General features: G+C 64.8%; 21 protein-coding genes. 10 read left to right on the top strand and 11 right to left on the bottom strand.

All coding sequences use genetic code 11. From position 1 onward, the window contains the following. Nucleotides 1-23: 23 nt before the first annotated feature. From JDO7802_RS04230 to murD, 5 genes are read left to right on the top strand one after another with little or no spacing between them, the layout of a single operon-like run. Nucleotides 24-1478 carry a UDP-N-acetylmuramoyl-L-alanyl-D-glutamate--2,6-diaminopimelate ligase gene (locus tag JDO7802_RS04230; RefSeq protein WP_055082864.1) on the top strand — a complete coding sequence of 485 codons (1455 nt, stop codon included), beginning with the start codon at nt 24-26 and terminating at the stop codon, nt 1476-1478. Further along, nucleotides 1475-2881 carry a UDP-N-acetylmuramoyl-tripeptide--D-alanyl-D-alanine ligase gene (locus JDO7802_RS04235; protein WP_055082866.1) on the top strand — a complete coding sequence of 469 codons (1407 nt, stop codon included), beginning with the start codon at nt 1475-1477 and terminating at the stop codon, nt 2879-2881. Before JDO7802_RS04230 ends, JDO7802_RS04235 begins: the two co-directional genes overlap by 4 nt. 7 nt (nt 2882-2888) lie before the next feature. After that, complete coding sequence (gene mraY / locus JDO7802_RS04240) at nt 2889-3971, top strand: phospho-N-acetylmuramoyl-pentapeptide-transferase (RefSeq protein ID WP_055082867.1); 1083 nt, start codon at nt 2889-2891, stop codon at nt 3969-3971. Continuing rightward, nucleotides 3971-4663, top strand: coding sequence for a transglycosylase domain-containing protein (locus JDO7802_RS04245; RefSeq protein WP_083481000.1), 693 nt, complete (start codon nt 3971-3973; stop codon nt 4661-4663). Before mraY ends, JDO7802_RS04245 begins: the two co-directional genes overlap by 1 nt. Beyond that, entirely contained in the window at nt 4660-6036 is a 1377-nt protein-coding gene (murD, locus tag JDO7802_RS04250; protein WP_055082869.1) for a UDP-N-acetylmuramoyl-L-alanine--D-glutamate ligase, read from the top strand. Before JDO7802_RS04245 ends, murD begins: the two co-directional genes overlap by 4 nt. A 2-nt stretch (nt 6037-6038) precedes the next feature. Here murD and JDO7802_RS04255 read toward each other — a convergent pair whose 3' ends face one another. Continuing rightward, on the bottom strand, nt 6039-6539 hold the full coding sequence (locus JDO7802_RS04255) for a hypothetical protein (protein ID WP_055082871.1): 501 nt from the start codon (nt 6537-6539) through the stop codon (nt 6039-6041). Between the two features lie 170 nt (nt 6540-6709). On the opposite strand from JDO7802_RS04255, the gene JDO7802_RS18370 reads away from it, so the two are divergent. Both JDO7802_RS18370 and JDO7802_RS18375 read left to right on the top strand, forming a co-directional pair. Beyond that, entirely contained in the window at nt 6710-6970 is a 261-nt protein-coding gene (locus JDO7802_RS18370) for a hypothetical protein (protein WP_055082873.1), read from the top strand. Nucleotides 6971-7008: 38 nt separating this feature from the next. Further along, nucleotides 7009-7245, top strand: a complete 237-nt coding sequence (locus tag JDO7802_RS18375; RefSeq protein WP_222836385.1) for a UBP-type zinc finger domain-containing protein — start codon at nt 7009-7011, stop codon at nt 7243-7245. 33 nt (nt 7246-7278) lie between these two features. Here JDO7802_RS18375 and JDO7802_RS04270 read toward each other — a convergent pair whose 3' ends face one another. The 4 genes from JDO7802_RS04270 to JDO7802_RS04285 form a co-directional block, all read right to left on the bottom strand. Then, on the bottom strand, nt 7279-7995 hold the full coding sequence (locus JDO7802_RS04270; RefSeq protein WP_055082877.1) for a DUF502 domain-containing protein: 717 nt from the start codon (nt 7993-7995) through the stop codon (nt 7279-7281). 72 nt (nt 7996-8067) lie between these two features. Next, entirely contained in the window at nt 8068-8448 is a 381-nt protein-coding gene (locus tag JDO7802_RS04275) for a VOC family protein (RefSeq protein WP_245624102.1), read from the bottom strand. Nucleotides 8449-8453: 5 nt separating this feature from the next. Next, a complete protein-coding gene (locus JDO7802_RS04280; protein WP_055082881.1) occupies nt 8454-9317 on the bottom strand; it encodes a PfkB family carbohydrate kinase in 864 nt (287 codons plus the stop codon). Between the two features lie 46 nt (nt 9318-9363). Next, nucleotides 9364-10062, bottom strand: coding sequence for a M48 family metallopeptidase (locus tag JDO7802_RS04285; RefSeq protein WP_055082883.1), 699 nt, complete (start codon nt 10060-10062; stop codon nt 9364-9366). Between the two features lie 78 nt (nt 10063-10140). Between JDO7802_RS04285 and JDO7802_RS04290 the strand changes: the two genes are divergently transcribed. After that, nucleotides 10141-10629 (top strand): DUF421 domain-containing protein, encoded by a 489-nt coding sequence (locus tag JDO7802_RS04290; RefSeq protein ID WP_055082885.1) that lies wholly within the window; start codon nt 10141-10143, stop codon nt 10627-10629. Here the strand turns inward: JDO7802_RS04290 and JDO7802_RS04295 are convergent. From JDO7802_RS04295 to JDO7802_RS04315, 5 genes are all read right to left on the bottom strand, one after another. Beyond that, nucleotides 10626-11810 (bottom strand): vWA domain-containing protein, encoded by a 1185-nt coding sequence (locus JDO7802_RS04295; protein WP_055082887.1) that lies wholly within the window; start codon nt 11808-11810, stop codon nt 10626-10628. The two genes, JDO7802_RS04290 and JDO7802_RS04295, sit on opposite strands and share 4 nt — an antisense overlap. Continuing rightward, nucleotides 11810-11971 (bottom strand): hypothetical protein, encoded by a 162-nt coding sequence (locus JDO7802_RS18185; protein WP_187298094.1) that lies wholly within the window; start codon nt 11969-11971, stop codon nt 11810-11812. The genes JDO7802_RS04295 and JDO7802_RS18185 overlap by 1 nt, the downstream gene beginning before the upstream one ends. 10 nt (nt 11972-11981) lie before the next feature. Continuing rightward, complete coding sequence (locus JDO7802_RS04305) at nt 11982-13379, bottom strand: DUF2927 domain-containing protein (protein ID WP_055082891.1); 1398 nt, start codon at nt 13377-13379, stop codon at nt 11982-11984. Beyond that, a complete protein-coding gene (locus tag JDO7802_RS04310; RefSeq protein ID WP_055082893.1) occupies nt 13379-13834 on the bottom strand; it encodes a GNAT family N-acetyltransferase in 456 nt (151 codons plus the stop codon). The genes JDO7802_RS04305 and JDO7802_RS04310 overlap by 1 nt, the downstream gene beginning before the upstream one ends. A 322-nt stretch (nt 13835-14156) precedes the next feature. Next, entirely contained in the window at nt 14157-14996 is an 840-nt protein-coding gene (locus tag JDO7802_RS04315; RefSeq protein ID WP_055082895.1) for an AAA family ATPase, read from the bottom strand. Between the two features lie 183 nt (nt 14997-15179). Between JDO7802_RS04315 and dksA the strand changes: the two genes are divergently transcribed. Beyond that, a complete protein-coding gene (dksA, locus tag JDO7802_RS04320) occupies nt 15180-15602 on the top strand; it encodes an RNA polymerase-binding protein DksA (protein WP_055082897.1) in 423 nt (140 codons plus the stop codon). A gap of 4 nt (nt 15603-15606) precedes the next feature. Then, nucleotides 15607-16749 carry an FAD-dependent monooxygenase gene (locus JDO7802_RS04325; protein ID WP_055082899.1) on the top strand — a complete coding sequence of 381 codons (1143 nt, stop codon included), beginning with the start codon at nt 15607-15609 and terminating at the stop codon, nt 16747-16749. 254 nt (nt 16750-17003) lie between these two features. Here JDO7802_RS04325 and JDO7802_RS18380 read toward each other — a convergent pair. After that, nucleotides 17004-17280: hypothetical protein (locus JDO7802_RS18380; protein WP_144430507.1), on the bottom strand; the 277-nt coding region annotated here is incomplete at its 5' end.

A 17280-nucleotide genomic window follows, 5' to 3' on the forward strand; every position in this document is an offset into this window, starting at 1 on the left:
GCACCTTGGTCGGGGGACGATGGATGCGACACACACTTTCCGAATTGGGTCTGACGGGGCCATCCGACATCCGGGTCGGTGGCCTGGCGGTCGACAATCGCAAGGTGGTGCCCGGTGATCTGTTCGCGGCCCTTCCGGGGACTGAAACCCATGGCGCGCGTTTCGGGGCAGATGCGGTCGAACGTGGCGCAGTTGCCGTTTTGACCGACCCCGCCGGGGCCGCGATGCTGCCCGACGGCATCCCATCGATCGTGGTCGAGGACCCCCGCGCTGCCCTTGCTTTCGCCGCCGCCCTGATGGCCGGGGCACAGCCCGGCGTGATGGTCGCGGTGACGGGCACCAACGGCAAGACCAGCGTGGCCAGCTTCACCCGCCAACTGTGGGAGGCGATGGACATCGCCGGTGCCAACATCGGCACCACCGGCGTCGAAGGGGCGTTCCACGCGCCGTCGGCCCACACGACGCCCGAACCCATCACCCTGCATCGTCTTCTGGCCGACATGGCTGCGGCCGGTGTTACCCATGCGGCGATGGAGGCGTCGTCGCACGGGCTGGATCAGCGGCGGCTGGAGGCGGTGCGCCTGGCTGCTGCCGGCTTTACCAACCTGACGCAGGATCACCTCGATTACCACGGTACGATGGAAGCCTATCTTGCGGCAAAGGCGGGGCTGTTCGACCGCTTGCTGCCGGGCGACGGCGTGGCGGTCATAAATCTGGACGATCCGTACGGGCCCGACCTGGCCGCGAATTGCGAAGCCCGCGCGCAGGAGGTTATCGGCGTGGGCCGCAACGAAGCCGCGCGCATCCGCCTGACCGGGCAGCGGTTCGACGCGACGGGGCAAGAGGTGCTGTTCCGCTGGCAGGACCGCGGCCATTCGGTCCGGCTTAATCTGATCGGCGGGTTTCAGGCGGCGAACGCTCTGCTTGCGGCGGGTCTTGTCATCGGCGCGGGGGAAGACGCCGCGGCGACCTTCGCCGCCTTGCCGAAACTGGCCGGTGTGCGCGGACGGATGGAATTGGCCGCGACCAAGGCCGACGGTGCCGCGGTCTTTGTCGACTACGCCCATACGCCCGATGCCGTCGCGACCGCGCTGACCGCCCTGCGCCCGCATGTCATGGGGCGCATCGTCGCCATCGTGGGTGCGGGCGGCGACCGGGACACGACCAAGCGCCCTTTGATGGGGACCGCCGCGGCGGACCACGCCGACGTGGTGATCGTGACAGACGACAACCCCCGGTCCGAAGACCCTGCGACGATCCGTGCCGCGGTGATGGAGGGCGCGCCCGACGCGATCGAAGTGGGCGACCGTGCGCGTGCAATTCTGGAAGGGGCCGCGATGTTGGAGCCGGGCGACGCACTCCTCATCATGGGAAAAGGCCACGAGAGTGGGCAGACCGTTGGCGACATGGTCCTGCCCTTCGACGATGTGGAGCAGGCGTCGATCTCGGTCGCCGCGCTGGAAGGGCGGGACGCATGACGCTCTGGACGGCCTCCGACGCGGCAATGGCCACGGGCGGGCGGGCCATCGGCGATTGGTCGGTGACCGGCTTCGGCATCGACAGCCGCGCGATGCAGCCGGGCGCGATGTTCGTCGCGTTGAACGCGGCCCGCGATGGGCACGACTTCGTCCACGCGGCACTCGATGCCGGGGCCGCAGCCGCTTTGGTCAGTCGCATTCCCGGGGGCTGCGAAAACGCCCCGCTTTTGCTGGTCGAAGATGTCCAGGCCGCGTTGGAGGCGTTGGGCCGCGCCGGTCGCGCGCGGACGCGGGCGCGGGTGATCGCGGTGACGGGCAGTGTGGGCAAAACGTCGACCAAGGAGATGCTGCGCCATTGTCTTGGCGCGCAGGGGACCACCCATGCCGCCATCAAATCCTACAACAACCATTGGGGCGTGCCGCTGACGCTGGCCGCCATTCCCCCGGACGCGGACTTTGCCGTGATCGAGATCGGCATGAACCACCCCGGAGAGATCGCGCCGCTGTCGGCGCTGGCCCGGCCCCATGTGGCTGCGGTCATCAACGTGGCACCCGTGCATTTGGAGGCTTTCGACGATGGCGTGGCCGGGATCGCACGTGAAAAGGCGGCGATCTTTGCGGGGTTGGAACCGGATGGCGTGGCGATCTGGAACGCGGATGTGGCGGAGGCCAATATCCTGCGTGACGCAGGCGGCACCGTGTCGTTCGGCGCGGTGGCGACGGCGGATTGGCGGTTGACCCAGGTCCTGCCCGGATCCGACAGCACGACCTGCGCGGCCGGGACACCGGTGGGCGATGTGATGTTCCGCATCGGGGCACCGGGGGCCCATTTTGCGATGAACGCACTTGCTGCGCTGGCCGCCGTTTATGCCGCAGGCGGTGATGTGGCGCGCGCGGCGCTATCGCTGGCGGGCTGGACACCGCCCGACGGGCGTGGGGCGCGGCACGCGATCGTCTTGCACCCCGATCATCCGTCCGTCGATTTGATCGACGATGCCTACAACGCCAACCCGGCCAGTGTCGGGGCCGCGCTGGACCTCCTTGCGGCGGCCGAGGTGCCGGGACGTGCCCGTCGGATCGCGTTGCTGGGCGATATGAAGGAACTGGGACCGACCGGCCCCGATCTGCACGCCGATCTGGCGGACCACCGCGCGATGGCGCGGATCGACACCGTCCATACCGTCGGACCCCTGATGCGCCACCTGCACGACGCATTGCCCGCCGATCGGCGCGGCATCCATGCGGAGGATACGGCCGCCTTTGGCCCTTCGCTTCGCGATCTGGTCGGTCCGGGTGACGCGGTGCTGGTCAAGGGATCGCTTTCGATGAACATGGCCCAATTGGTCGACGGGCTGCGTGCCCTGGGCGACGGGCCGACCGGCACCACGCCCCAGAACGGATAGGACGACAATGCTTTACTGGCTCACCACATTCTCGGACGGCGGCGGTGTCTTCAACCTGTTCAACTACATCACCGTGCGCGCGGGGGGCGCGTTCTTCAGCGCGCTGATATTCGGGTTTCTGTTTGGACCGCCGTTGATCAATTTGCTGCGCCGCCGTCAGGGCAAGGGTCAGCCGATCCGCGAAGACGGCCCCGAAAGCCATTTCATCAAGGCCGGCACCCCGACGATGGGCGGCGTTTTGATTCTGGGGGCGGTCACGGTCGCCACGCTTTTGTTCGGACGGCTCGACAATTCCTACGTCTGGCTGGTGCTGGGCGTTACGATCAGTTTCGGGGCCATCGGCTTTGTCGATGATTACGCCAAGGTGTCGGCTGGCAACACCAAGGGCGTGCCGGGACGCGTGCGCCTGGCCCTTGGGTTCGTCATCGCCATCGTTGCCGCGCTCGTGGCGATGTGGGCCCACCCGGAGGAGTTGCAGGGCCAATTGGCGATGCCCGTCTTCAAGGATGTGCTGGTCAACATGTCCTATTTCTACATCCCCTTCGTGATGATCGTGATCGTGGGATCCGCCAACGCGGTGAACCTGACCGACGGTCTGGACGGGTTGGCCATCATGCCGGTGATGATCGCCGCCGGAACGCTGGGCGTTATTTCCTATGCGGTCGGGCGTGTGGACTTTACCGAATATCTCGACGTGCACTACGTGCCCGGCACCGGGGAACTTCTGATCTTCGCTGCCGGGCTGATCGGCGGGGGCCTGGGCTTTCTCTGGTATAACGCGCCGCCGGCGGCCGTTTTCATGGGCGACACCGGGTCGCTGGCCCTGGGCGGGGCGCTGGGCACCATTGCGGTGATCACGAAGCATGAACTGGTCTGGGCCGTAATCGGCGGGCTGTTCGTCGTCGAGGCGCTGAGCGTCATAATCCAGGTCCTGTATTTCAAGTCGACCGGCAAGCGCGTCTTTCTGATGGCCCCGATCCACCACCATTTCGAGAAGAAGGGCTGGGCCGAACCGCAGGTCGTCATCCGGTTCTGGATCATCGCCCTGATCCTGGCCTTGATCGGGCTGGCGACGTTGAAGGTGCGCTGATGCGCAATCCGCTGATCCAGCGCGGCGGCCCGCCTGTGTCGCTCAACGTCAGGGCGGCGCGGTGGGGGGCGTTGGCGGTTGCGATCGGTGCCCTCATCTTCGCGTGGCCGCTTGCGACGGGCTATCTCGAGGGACGGGGGGCGGCGCAGGATCTTGCGGCCCGTGCCGACCGGGCAATCGCGGCCGGACAGGGGGCCGACGCGTTGGGTGCCGGACGGGCCGCACTGCTTTTGCAAGTGCAGGACCCCGGTTTCCACGACCATTCGGGCGTCGATGTCTCGACGCCGGGTGCCGGGATCACCACGGTCACGCAAAGCCTTGCCAAGCGGATCGGATTTGACGACTTCCAGCCCGGCTGGGCCAAACTGCGTCAGACGGGTTTGGCCCTGGGATACGAGAGCGGGATGACCAAGGATCAGATCTTCGCCCTCTGGCTGGAAACGGTCGAGATGGGCCGCATCGACGGGGCCTGGCGGATTGGTTTCTTCGACGCGTCCGAGCGGCTGTTCGGGCGGCCGCCGTCGGCTTTGAACGACAGCGAATTCGCCGACCTTGTCGCGCGTCTGATTGCGCCGGCCCGCATGTCAGACGCTGCCGCCCGCGCCGTGCGGTCCGACCGCATTCGGAGGCTTTGGGCAGGCGGATGTGCGCCGCTGGATCATTCGGACGTCTGGCTGGAGGGATGTGCATGATTCCCGTCGATGGCTTCAAAGGAGAGACCGTCGCCGTTCTGGGCCTTGGGCGTAGCGGTCTGACGGCGGCGCGCGCGTTGCAGGCGGGCGGCGCGAAGGTGATCGTCTGGGACGACGGCGCGCAGGGGCGTGCGGCGGCGGAGGCCGAGGGGTTCGACGTGCGCGACCTGACGAAGCCCGGCGCGCTGGAGGGGGCCGTCACGCTAGTCACGTCGCCCGGCATCCCGCATCTGTATCCCGCTCCGCACCTTGCGATCCGGGCCGCTTGGGATGCGGGCGTGGCGGTCGATAACGACATCGGGCTCTTCTTCCGCTCCCTCGGGCATGACGCGCCGCGCACGGTCTGCATCACTGGATCGAACGGCAAATCCACCACATCGGCGCTCCTGCATCATGTCCTGACCAGTGCGGGCCGGACGGCGCACCTTGCGGGCAACATCGGGCGCGGTGTGCTGGACCTCGACATGCCGGGACCCGACGACGTGGTCGTGCTGGAACTCAGCAGCTACCAGACCGAACTGGCGCGCAGCCTGACGCCGGACATCTGCGTCTTTACCAACCTGTCGCCCGATCATCTGGACCGTCACGGCGGCCACGGCGGGTATTTCGCTGCGAAACGCCGTCTGTTCGCCGAAGGCGGACCGGACCGTGCAGTCATCGGTGTGGACGAAGATGAAGGGCGGTTCCTGGCCGGCCAGTTGCAGGAGGCCCCGGTGGACGACCGGGTGATCCGTGTTTCCACCGCCAAGCTGGACGGGCCGGGGTGGAATGTTACGGCCAAGAAGGGCTGGCTGGCCGAGACACGCAAGGGACGGCAGGTGGCCAGTGTCGATCTGCGCGATATCGCGGGCCTGCCTGGCCGGCACAACCACCAGAACGCCTGCGCGGCCTGGGGCGCGGCGCGTGCCCTGGGTCTGAGCCCCCGCGACATCGAGTCGGGGCTGCGCAGCTATCCGGGGCTGCCCCACCGCAGCCAGTTGATCGCGGAGCGGGGCGGCGTGCGGTTCGTCAACGACAGCAAGGCGACGAACGTCGATGCGGCCGCGCAGGCGCTTCAGGCCTTTACCGGCATCCGCTGGATCTGCGGCGGGTTGCAGAAGGAGGGCGGGCTTGACGGGCTGAAGCCGCATCTGGGCCATGTCGCCCGCGCCTACGTCATCGGCCGGGAGGCGGCGGCCTTTGCCCTTGATCTGGGCGGGGCGGTCGAGACGGAGATCTGCACCGACATGGCGACAGCCGTGGCCCGCGCCGCCGAAGATGCGCAGCCCGGAGAGGTCGTGCTGCTGGCACCGGCGGCGGCCAGTTTCGACCAATACGACAGCTTCGAGAAACGGGGTGATGATTTTGCCGCGCGGATCGCGGCCCTCGACTGAGATCAGAGGACCGGAGCGACCCCGCCCATGTACGCCGCGTGCTGCGCATCGTAGAGCCAGGTCCATACCGCGGGCAGGCGATAGGCCAGTTCGCCCTCGTACCACATCATCAGTGTGAACCCTGCCGTTGTTGCAGCCTGACCGATCATTCCCGCCGCAAGTAGATTGTCGGCGATGAAGCCCAGCACGACAGCCAGGATGAGCGGCACCCAATATACCGAAATCACAGCCTCGATCTGGGTCACGAGGTCAGCATTTGGAACGATGAAATGAAAAACCGTCACACGTGAAATCAAAACGCAAAGCAATCCGACGGCGAAACAGATCGGCAGGGCGATGATTGGCCATGCTTCGTTGTCTCTAATGCCGTTGCCGGCGGTCTGGGCTTTAGCATGCCGGCTCTGGCGGCGCGGTCGGTTCGCCCGTTCTTCGGCGGTGATGGCGGCACGCTCGGCCGCTATGGCTTCGACGCGGGCGACACGGTCGGCGAAAGTCTGGTCCATCTGTCTGCTCCTGCGGCCAATTCTTCATTTTTGCTCTCGGACGGAGGCAGGATTGGGCCGGACCGGAGGAAAAATCGAGGCAGCGCAGTTGCGCGCATCGGTGCGACGGAACTGGACAGAGAGCCCGCATCCGTAATTCATGGGATATACCCCGGCCGAGGAGATTCATCATGCCCCTGTCCGAAATCAAGATCGACGACGAGGTCTTCGTGTCCGAAGGCACGGTTGGCGTCGGTGCCGTGCGGCAGGTTACGCCGCGCGAATTGACGATCTATATCGAAGGTTACGGCGATATCGCCATCGGTCCCGACCACATCGCCTCGGCCCACGACGGCAAGGTGGTCGTCAAACCCGAAACCTTGCCGGGCGCGATCCAGGCCCATCTGGAGCATGTCCACGATGGCGAATACCGCCGTCCGTCCGATACGTGAGCCCCTGTCCGCACCGGGACCGCATTGCCGTACCGGCGTTGAAAGAAGACGCCAAGCGCGGGCTGGTCTGTGCGGAATGTGCGAAGATCGGCGGCGAATGGGTCCACCTGCGCCAGTGCCGGACCTGCGACGCGGTGCTGTGCTGTGACGACAGCCCCAATCGCCACGCGCGCGCCCATGCGGAGGGCCAGGATCACCCGATCATCACCTCGGCCGAGCCTGGCGAGATATGGACCTATTGCTATGTCGACGACGCGGTCATCGGACGGCGATGAGCGGATACGGCCCAACCATCTGTCGCGCTTGGGCTAGGTCGGTGGGGCTAGGTCGGGGATGACCGGCGCGCCATTGGCATCCTTGGACCCCGGATAGACGAGACCGGCCGAGATCACGAGCTTGGCGGCGTCTTCCACCGACATATCCAGTTCGATCAGATCGGCCGCGGGCACGAACAGAAGGAAGCCGGAGGTCGGATTCGGTGTCGTGGGCAGGAAAACTGACACCATCGGATCGGCCGCGCGGGCAGCGATTTCGCCCTTCGCCGACGTCGAGACGAAGCCAATGGCCCAGATGCCCTTGCGCGGATACTCGACCAGGCAGGCCTTTTCGAAGCTGCTTTGGTCCTGCGCCAGGATCGTCTCGGCGATCTGCTTGAGGCCCGAATAGACCGACCGGACGACCGGCATGGTCTGCACCAGATTTTCCGCCCATCGCAGGATTGAGCGCCCGATCAGACCCTTGGCCAGCATTCCGGTCAGCATCGTGAAGATCAGGAAGATGCCGACCCCGATGCCGCGGATGTCGAAGTCGATGCCGAACCGTTGCAGCAGCCAGATATCGGGGCGGTAGCCGAGGGGAATGAACGGCAGCACCCAGCCGTCGAACCAGCCGATCACCGACCAGATCAGCCAGAATGTCAGTCCGATCGGCGCGATCACGATCAGGCCGGTCAGGAAATTGTTCCTGAGCCGCGTGATCAGTCCGGGGCGCGACGGGCGCGGCGCTGTCTCGTCACCAAGTTGCATGGGGCCGTTTCTTGCAGTTCCGCAAACGACATAAGCGCCGCGCCCGCTGGGGACAAGCGTGGGCAGGCGCGTTCAGACGGACCAGCCGGCGTTCTGCAACACGACGCGCCAGCCTTCGGGGTCGGCGAATGTGTGGCCGCGCATGTTCCAATACGGGTTCAGGGCGGGAACCGGATCGAACCCCGCGCCTGTCATTCGGGCGACCGCGGCGCGCCATGCCGACGGATCGGGCAGGTAGAGAACGAGAAGGCTCTCGGGTCCGGGCGGGGGTGGCGCGACGTGATCGGGATGGCGGGTGAATTCAAGATGCCAAGGCCCGTTTGGGTGGCCGAGGATGAGCCCGTCGAAGCCGTCGTGATCCGCGAACCGCGCCAGGACATCGAACCCGAGGCCCCGTTCGTAGAAGCGAAGCACCCCTTCGAAATCGTCGGATGCCCGCGCGATACGCAGCACCGGCGTCAATAGGTGTCGCCAGAAACGTAGGTTGCCGCCGCCTCCAGCGCGCGGGCGAGGGCGGTGTCGTGGTCCGCGCCCTGCGCTTCGGCGGCGATGTGGGCGGCCATGAAGGTGTCGCCTGCGCCGGTAACGCGCGTGACCATCACGTTGCGCGGCTGGCTGGACACCACGCCGCCGGGATGGGCGCAGGCGGCAAGGTTCGGGCCATCTGTGACCAATGCGCGGTACAGCCCCCGTGCGCGCAAAGCGACGGCGGCGGTTGGCGCGTCGGGTTGGGGGCCGTGTAGGAGAAGCCCCGCTTCTTCGAGATTGACGTACAGCGTGGCGGAACCGTGGGTCAGGAACGGCAGCAGACGTTCGGCCTTGCCGGGTGATGCGGGGGCGATGCGCAGGTCGGTACCGTCGAATTCGGGGTCCGACGCGATACCGGCCAGCAGGTCTTGCGTCAGGTTACCATCGACGACGATCGGGCCGGTGAAATCGAGGTCTTCGAGAGGACGCAGCACCTTGTCGCCCGCCGCCTCCAGAGAATGGGCGTCGGCGATTGCGGCGATCAGGCCGTTGCCCCCTTCGACGGCCATATAGACGTCGGTCGGCAGATCTTCGGAGCGGTAGAGCGTATGCGTCAGCAGCCCAAGGCGTTCGACGGCGGCGATCAGTTCATCGCCCTCCGCGTCGCGGCCCACAACGGACAGGAGTGCGGGCGTCATCCCATAGGCCTTGGCGGCCATCGCAATGTTCAGGGCGACGCCACCTGGGATGCGCGTGATGCGCCCCGGCACGTCGGAGCCCTTGCCCATATGCGCGTTGGAGCGGCCGATGATGTCCCAAAGGACCGAACCGATGCAGAGGATATCCGGTGTCATGGGCGTCGGTCTGCCCGATGGTGTAGGGCGCGTAAAGACCGATGGATCAGGGGGTGGGGGGCAAGGTGCCCCACTTGGCCTCGTTCACTTCGATGGCGGCGATGCGGTCTTCGGCCCTGGGGTGGCTCATCATCCAGGCGGGAACGCCGTTGCCACCCATGCCGGTCAGCTTGCCCAGCTTGGTGAACAGCGTCTTCTGCGGCGCGGTGCCGATGCCCGCCTTGACCAGAAGGGCGCTGGCGTAGGCGTCGGCTTCGTATTCGTCGCGGCGCGACAGGCGTGCGGCCACGAGAGAGGTCAGCGCGTTCACGACCATTGGGCCGATACCCGGAAGGAACCGGCCAAGAATGCCGGAGAGAACGACGCGCATCGCATTCTGGCCCGAGAAGTCGATCAAGCGACGCCGCGAATGACCCAAGGCGACATGGCCCAATTCGTGCGCGACGACGCTGGCGAGTTCGGGGGCCGTCACCTCCCCCTTGTCGTATTTGTTCAGGAATCCACGGGTCAGGAAGATACGGCCGTCGGGGGCGGCAAGGCCGTTGACCGGCTCCACCTCGTGAATGTTCACGCGGATGCGTTCCACTTCCAGCACGTCGGCCAGATGCCGCAGCTCCGCCTCCAGCGCGGGGTGTTTGAGCGGCGTGGATGTCGCGTCCATCTGCGCCTTGAGCCGCCACGCGGAGAAGAGCCACATGACGAGACCATAGAGAACGGCGAGGAGAAGAGCGGGCGTTTTGATCATGGAGACAATATGGGGGCGGTGTGGATGGAATGGAACTGCGACCCGGTGCCCGCGTTCGCTTGCTGAAAAGGGGAACATATGCCTGATTGGATGACGTACTTCGTGGACGCCGCAGTGCTGGTGCCAATCATGGTCCTATTCGTTCGGATGGCTGGCCTGCGCGCTTTCTCCAAGATGTCGTCCTATGACTTCGCGGTGACCGTTTCATTCGGGTCGATCCTTGCCGCGACGGTGGTGGCCCCGACGACAACGCTGACGCAAGGTATCTTGGGAATGGGCGCGCTTTTTGGCGTGCAGTGGATCTTCGGTTACCTGCGATCGCGGTTCGAGCAGGTCGAGGAGTTGTCGGACAATTGTCCAATGGTCCTGATGCGGGATGGCGAGGTTCTTGAGAAGAATCTGGCGCAGACCCGGGTCACGATGGCGGATTTGCGTGCGAAGCTTCGTGAGGCGAACGTCATGCACTTTGGCCAGGTGCGCGCAGTCGTGCTCGAAACTACGGGGGATGTCAGCGTCCTTCATGGGGACGAACTGGACGACGCACTGCTGGAAGGGGTCGGACGCTAGCGCGTCAGCAGCTTCATACCGGCCGACAGCCCCTCCAGCGTCATCGGCACCATCCGATCGTCAAAAATTTCTCGGATCATGCGGACGGAATGGGTGTGATCCCAATGGGCGCGGGGCAGGGGGTTGATCCAGAGGTGCGAGGCCCATTTGTCGCGCGCGCGCTCCAGCCAGACCTGCCCCGGTTCCTCGTTCCAATGTTCGTTGGCCCCGCCCGCGTAAGCGATTTCGTAGGGTGACATGGAGGCGTCGCCGACGAAGATGCAACGGTAGTCGGGACCGTAGGTGTTCAGAAGATCCATGGTCGGTGTGACGGCGTTCCAGCGGCGGCGGTTGTCCTTCCAGACGCCTTCGTAAAGGCAGTTGTGGAAGTAGAAATGTTCCAGCGTGCGAAACTCGGACCGCGCGGCTGAAAACAGCTCCTCCACCACCTTGATGTGCGGGTCCATGGAGCCGCCGACGTCGAGGAAGAGCAGGACCTTGACCGCGTTGCGCCGCTCGGGCCGGACCTTTACGTCGAGATAGCCTGCCTTGGCCGTCGACAGAATTGTGTCGTCGAGGTCCAGTTCGTCGTGCGCCCCGTCGCGGGCCCAGGCGCGCAAGCGTTTGAGGGCCACTTTGATGTTGCGGGTGCCCAATTCGACACCGTCGTCGAGGTTGCGGAATTCGCGCTTGTCCCAGACCTTCACAGCGCGTTGGTGGCGGGATTTGTCCTGCCCGATGCGAACGCCTTCGGGGTTGTAGCCGTGGGCCCCGAAGGGCGAGGTGCCTGCCGTCCCGATCCATTTCGAGCCGCCTTGGTGCCGGCCCTGCTGTTCTTTCAGACGTTCTTTGAGGGTTTCCATCAATTTGTCGAAGCCGCCCAAGGCTTCGATTTCGGCGCGTTCTTCGGGTGTCAGGTGCTTCTCGGCCTGTTTTTCCAACCAGTCGTCGGGCAGATCCATCGCGTTCAGGATGTCCTGCGTCGAGATGTTCTCCAACCCTTCGAAGGTTGCGGCGAAGGCACGGTCGAACTTGTCGATGTGGCGTTCGTCCTTCACCAGCGCGGCGCGGGCGAGATAGTAGAAGCCTTCGACATCGTAGGTCACCAGACCGGCGGCGAGGCCATCGAGAAAGGCGAGGTGTTCGCGCATCGACACCGGGACGCCCGCGGCGCGCAGGGTCTCGAAGAAGCGCAGGAACATCAGATGCGCGTCAGCACGATGATGCCGATTATTCCGATGATGAAGCCGATGACGGCCCAGACGGCGGCATATTGCGCGATGTCGAAGCCGTTGCCCTTGCGGCGGACGGCGACAAGGGCCCCAAGCGCGGCCCCGGCGATGGCTGTGAGAAGTGGTAACATGTGCCCGGCTTTACGCGCCCGGACGCAAGCTCGCAACCTGCGCCGCGCGGATGCCCAGCGACCTGTCGCCCCAGGCATAGCGCCCCCAGGCGAGGCCCTCGCGGCGGATGCGCGCGGCCTCGTCCGGAGCACCTTGAAGGGCGGCCGCTTCGGCGCGGAGCAGGAGGAGCGTGGCAAGAAGCGACGCGTTCTGCGCATCCCTTGCCGCCGGGATGGCCCCGTCGAGTATCCCGAGCGCGGCTTCGACCTGGCCGGAGGTCAGCGCGAAGGCCCCCAGTTGCAATGCGACCTGTGCCGCGTGGATCGCGGTGCCGGGCAGACGTTCGTACACGGCCTGCGATTGCAGGAATGCCGCGATGGCAACGTCGCTGTCCGACGACAAGGCAGCCCGGCCCAGGGCGAGGTGGGAAAATGCGAGGCGTTCGTCGGTCCAGCCTTGCGACTGCGCCAGGGTGACTGCGTTCTTGGCGTGGGTCAGACGCGCGTGGGCGGATCCCGTGGGGCGCAGCGCGCCGCGTATCGAATTGGCCCATGCCGGATTGCCGTCGTCGATCGCGCCGCCATCGGCCAGGCGCCCGCGCGGATTCACGTTGGCAAGGATCGCAGGAAGGCGCGCGGCGACCTGCTGCTGCGTCATGCCTGACGTCAGGCCGGCATCATAGGTTGCCCGCAGGATCATCATGTCGAAAGACGTCAGCACGACGTGCATGTTGTCGTCGTTGAAGACCGAATGGGGCAGGCGGTAGAGATCGTTGAGCGGCCCGAGCGCCTGCGCCACCTCTTCGTGCAGGCAGTCGCGGATTTCCTGTGGAGAGACGTCGGTGGGAAGGAACACGGTCGCGCGGGTGCGCGTCTTCAGGGTCGTCCAATCGGTGTCGGGGCCGAACCGCTTTCTGAGATAATCGGTCCACCCGGCGACCCGTGGCACCACGAAGCAGGCGGCACCGGGGACGACGCGCTGCAGCGTGTCGCGGGGCAGGGCGGAAATGGTGATCGAGCCCATCTTGCCGGCGGCTGCGGGGCGGATGTCGATCTTGGCTTCGGACCGCAGTCGATCCAACAGATCGGTCAGGTCGGGCTGCAGCGTCGGCGGCAGCGGTTCACCGCTGGCGTTTTCAAGCGCGACGGTGATCGGACCCTCGAACCGGGTGAAGGTGTCGATCTGACGGCCGGTCTCCAGTTGAAACGTCAGCGCCATGAAATCGCGGGCCAATTGGCCGTTGGGCTGCACAGGCAGACGGTCGACCGGAGCGCCGGAAAACCTTTGCGGTGCCGGAAGGGCATGACCCGCGGTTGCGATTGTCGCCCGCGTCGTCTGCGGTGACAGGGTGCCGCCCTTTTGGGTCAGGCCCGACGGCGCACAGGCCGCGAGTGTCATGACAGCCAGCGTGGCGAAGGGTCGAAGCATCAGGCCGCGCGCTCGTATTTGATGAACGGCGTAAGGCGGCCGATGCGGTCGTAAAGGATCCGACCCTGGTAGTTCGTCTCGGCCGTCATCCAGTAGACGTGGGGTGCGCCGCGCGCATCGGCGTCGGCATAGACGGCTTCGATCATCTTGCGAGCCACCCCTTTGCCTCGGGCCTGCGGCACGGTGAACAGATCCTGCAGGTAAACAACGCCTTCGCGCCGCCACATGTGAGGATGATGCACCCAATGGACGAGGCCGAGGGCATCGTCGCCATCCCAAGCGATCAGACCGTTGAAGACGGTGGGGTCGGTGGCCAGAAGCTGGGCAAAGCCCGCGTCGAAGGCATCGGGCGGAAGAGTGGTGCCGTAAAATTCGAGATAGGCCGACCACAGCCTTTCCCATGTGTCACGGTCGTGTTCCGTGACAGGCGCCAGCCTGATTGTTTCCGAATCCATGTCTCACCGCCCGCATCTTCGTGCTTTGTGGTTAACCTAGGCACGCAATGTGGCGCATATGGGGCAGACCGCTGAAAACCCGCCATGTCCGTGCAACATTCAAACGGGGCGCGGGCCAGCCGTCTTGTCGGCCGCGGGCAGGTTATCAGCCGACGCAGGGGAGCGGGCGTTTGGCGGGTTGCACTGGTCGTTTCAAGCTGACGGGTCGGAACCGCGATCATGGTCAAGCCGGGGAGGAAGCAGACGAGAATGCCAATTCACAAGATCATGCCGGCCAGTTGAGGGCGTTCGACCGCCCGGAACGTCGCGTCGGTGGACAGCGCTACCGCCCGCCGCGCGCCATGAACGCCAAGCGCTCGAACAGATGAACGTCCTGTTCGTTCTTGAGAAGCGCGCCGTGAAGACGGGGGAGGGCGGATGAAGGGTCCGACTTGAGATCCTCAGCGCTCAGATCTTCGGCCAGCAGCAGTTTGAGCCAGTCGAGCATCTCGGACGTCGACGGTTTTTTCTTGAGGCCCTGCTGGTCGCGAACGGAGAAGAACTGCGTCAGCGCGGTTGTGAGGAGGGCGGGTTTGATACCCGGATGATGAACCTCGACGATCTTGGCCAGCGTCTCGGCGTCCGGAAACTTGATGTAGTGGAAGAAGCAGCGGCGCAGGAAGGCGTCTGGCAGCTCCTTTTCGTTGTTGGACGTGATGATGACGATGGGCCGATGTTTGGCCGCGATGGTCTCTCCCGTCTCGTAGACGTGGAATTCCATCTTATCGAGTTCTTGCAACAGGTCGTTGGGGAACTCGATGTCGGCCTTGTCGATCTCGTCGATCAGCAGAACGACCCGCTCATCAGCGTCGAACGCCTGCCAGAGTTTGCCTTTGCGGATATAGTTGGAGATGTCGTGGACCCGATCATCGCCAAGCTGACTGTCGCGCAGACGGCTAACGGCATCGTATTCGTACAGCCCCTGCTGCGCGCGGGTCGTGGATTTCACCGCCCATTCGAGCATCGGCACCTTCAGGGCGGCTGCGACCTGACGGGCCAGCTCTGTCTTGCCGGTGCCAGGCTCTCCTTTGACCAGAAGGGGGCGTTGCAGGGTGATGGCCGCATTGACCGCGACGGTCAGGTCATCGGTCGCGACGTAGTCCTCGGTGCCGGTGAACCGCATTTCGTATCCTTCCCGTGATCAATCCGCCGGGCACCCTAGCAGTCGTTCACGACTCCGCAACCGACGCATGTTGGGGGCGTGACAAGGCGTACGACCTGCTGTAAGCGCGGCGTAATCAGGGGCCGGACCGGGCCGTGCGAAGGGAGCAAACACCTTCGGGACCGGGATAAGGGAGCGACCACAATGAAAGCCGAGACTTTTCTTCCATCCGATTACAAGCCAGCCGAAGACGAGCCTTTCATGAACGAGCGGCAGACAGAATATTTCCGCCGCAAGTTGAATGGCTGGAAGACCGACCTGCTCGAAGAGACCGAGCGCACGCTTGAAGGTCTGCAGGACGCGGCGCGCAGCATTCCCGACATCGCTGACCGCGCCTCCGAGGAGACGGACCGAGCGTTGGAGCTTCGGACCCGGGACCGGCAGCGCAAGCTGATTTCCAAGATCGACTCGGCCCTGCGCCGCATCGACGAAGGTGAATACGGCTATTGCGAGAAGACGGGCGAGCCGATCTCGCTCAAGCGTCTCGACGCGCGCCCCATCGCCACGATGACGGTCGAAGCCCAAGAGAAGCACGAGCGCCGCGAGAAGGTCCATCGCGACGACTGACGATTTGACCGACCCCCCGGACGTCACGGTTCTGGGGGCCGGTATCGCCGGGCTGGCCTGCGCCATCGCCTGCGCGTCAAAAGGCCAGTCGGTCGAGGTGATCGAACAGGCCCCCGCGTTGACGGAGGTCGGTGCCGGATTGCAGATCGCGCCAAATGGCGGTCGCGTCCTGGACGCATTGGGTGTGACTCCCCTTTCCCTGAACAGCGAAGCGGTCCACCTGATCGACGGCACCCGTGGCAGATCCGTCATCCGGATGCCGGTCGGCCCGGGGTTCCGAATGGTGCACCGGGCCGATCTGATCGAAGCGTTGGCCAGTCGGGCCGCATCCCTTGGCATCAGAATCCGATTGAATTGTCAGGTCGTCGAAATCGGGGCAGGGGCGCGGACTGTCGTTCTGAGGGACGGGACAGTCCGGTCGGTGAATCGCCTGGTCGGGGCCGATGGGGCCCGCGGGATTGCGCGCGCCTTCGTCGTGCCGGACCACGCGCCGCGTTTCACAGGTCAGGTTGCCTGGCGTGCACTTGTGCCCGTCGCCGATGCGCCCACGGAAGCGCAGGTGCATATGGGGCCCGGACGCCATTTGGTGTGCTATCCGTTGAGGGATGGCACCGTGATGAACATCGTGGCAGTCGAGGAGCGGGAGGATTGGGTCCCCGCCGGTTGGTCGCATGCCGACGATCCCGATAATCTGCGCGCGGCCTTCGCGGGCTACGCCCGTCCGATCCGTGCGTTGCTGGACCGGGTCGAGCAAACGCATCTTTGGGGGCTGATGGATCATGGCGTGACGGCACGGTGGACGCGCGATGCCTGTACTTTGATCGGCGATGCGGCCCACCCGACCTTACCGTTTCTGGCGCAGGGGGCGAACTTGGCATTGGAGGATGCGTGGACTGTCGCGCACTACTGGGCCGATCCGGTAGAGTGGGAGCGGCGACGGCGGCCGCGCGTGACCCGGGCCCTTGCGGCGGCGCAGGGCAATGCGGATCGTTATCATCTGTCGGGGACGAAACGAGAGGTCGCACACGCTGGACTTCGCCTGATCGCGCGGATCGCACCCGGCTTGCCGCTCCGAGGATACGATTGGCTCTACGGTGCCGATGCGACCCGCAACTTACCGAGCGATTCCAAAAACGGTAAGCAATAGTGCCGCGCGATCCCCTCACCGCAACATTCTGTGTCTGTGGCTGCTGCATGCGTTACGGAGTTGCTTTGAAATTCAGCGCGGACGCTGGGCCTAGGGGCGGGCAGAGGTGGCGGCCGTAGTTTTTGAGTCCCTTAAGATTTTGGTATTATTTAATTTTTCCTGAAGTTCCAAAAAAAGTGCGTTGGGTCGTAAAAAACTGCTTGCGGCCCTCCGACGGTCTCCGTAGAAGCCTTTTCACCGGCGGCGCTCAGGTGTCACGGTGAAGCAGACGGAACGATGAGGCGCTGCCTTGGAGGTCTGGATGCTGAAGGAATACCGAGGTTGAGAAGTCGGGTTGCATCGTAGGTTTGATGCGGTCCGAGATTTTTTGCCTCTAGCTCTTTTACATTGCTAATATCTGAAGAGATATGTGGGCGGTTTGGTTCAGTTCGATGGATCAGGACGTTTGTATATCGCGCCAATAGGGTTTCGGTCCGATGATTTGGTGTCAGCTTCACTGTTTGGAGGGTTTCGGTTTCTTTTGAAACTGAA

The sequence above is a fragment of the Jannaschia donghaensis genome (genome assembly GCF_001403795.1).
Classification (GTDB): Bacteria; Pseudomonadota; Alphaproteobacteria; order Rhodobacterales; family Rhodobacteraceae; genus Jannaschia; species Jannaschia donghaensis.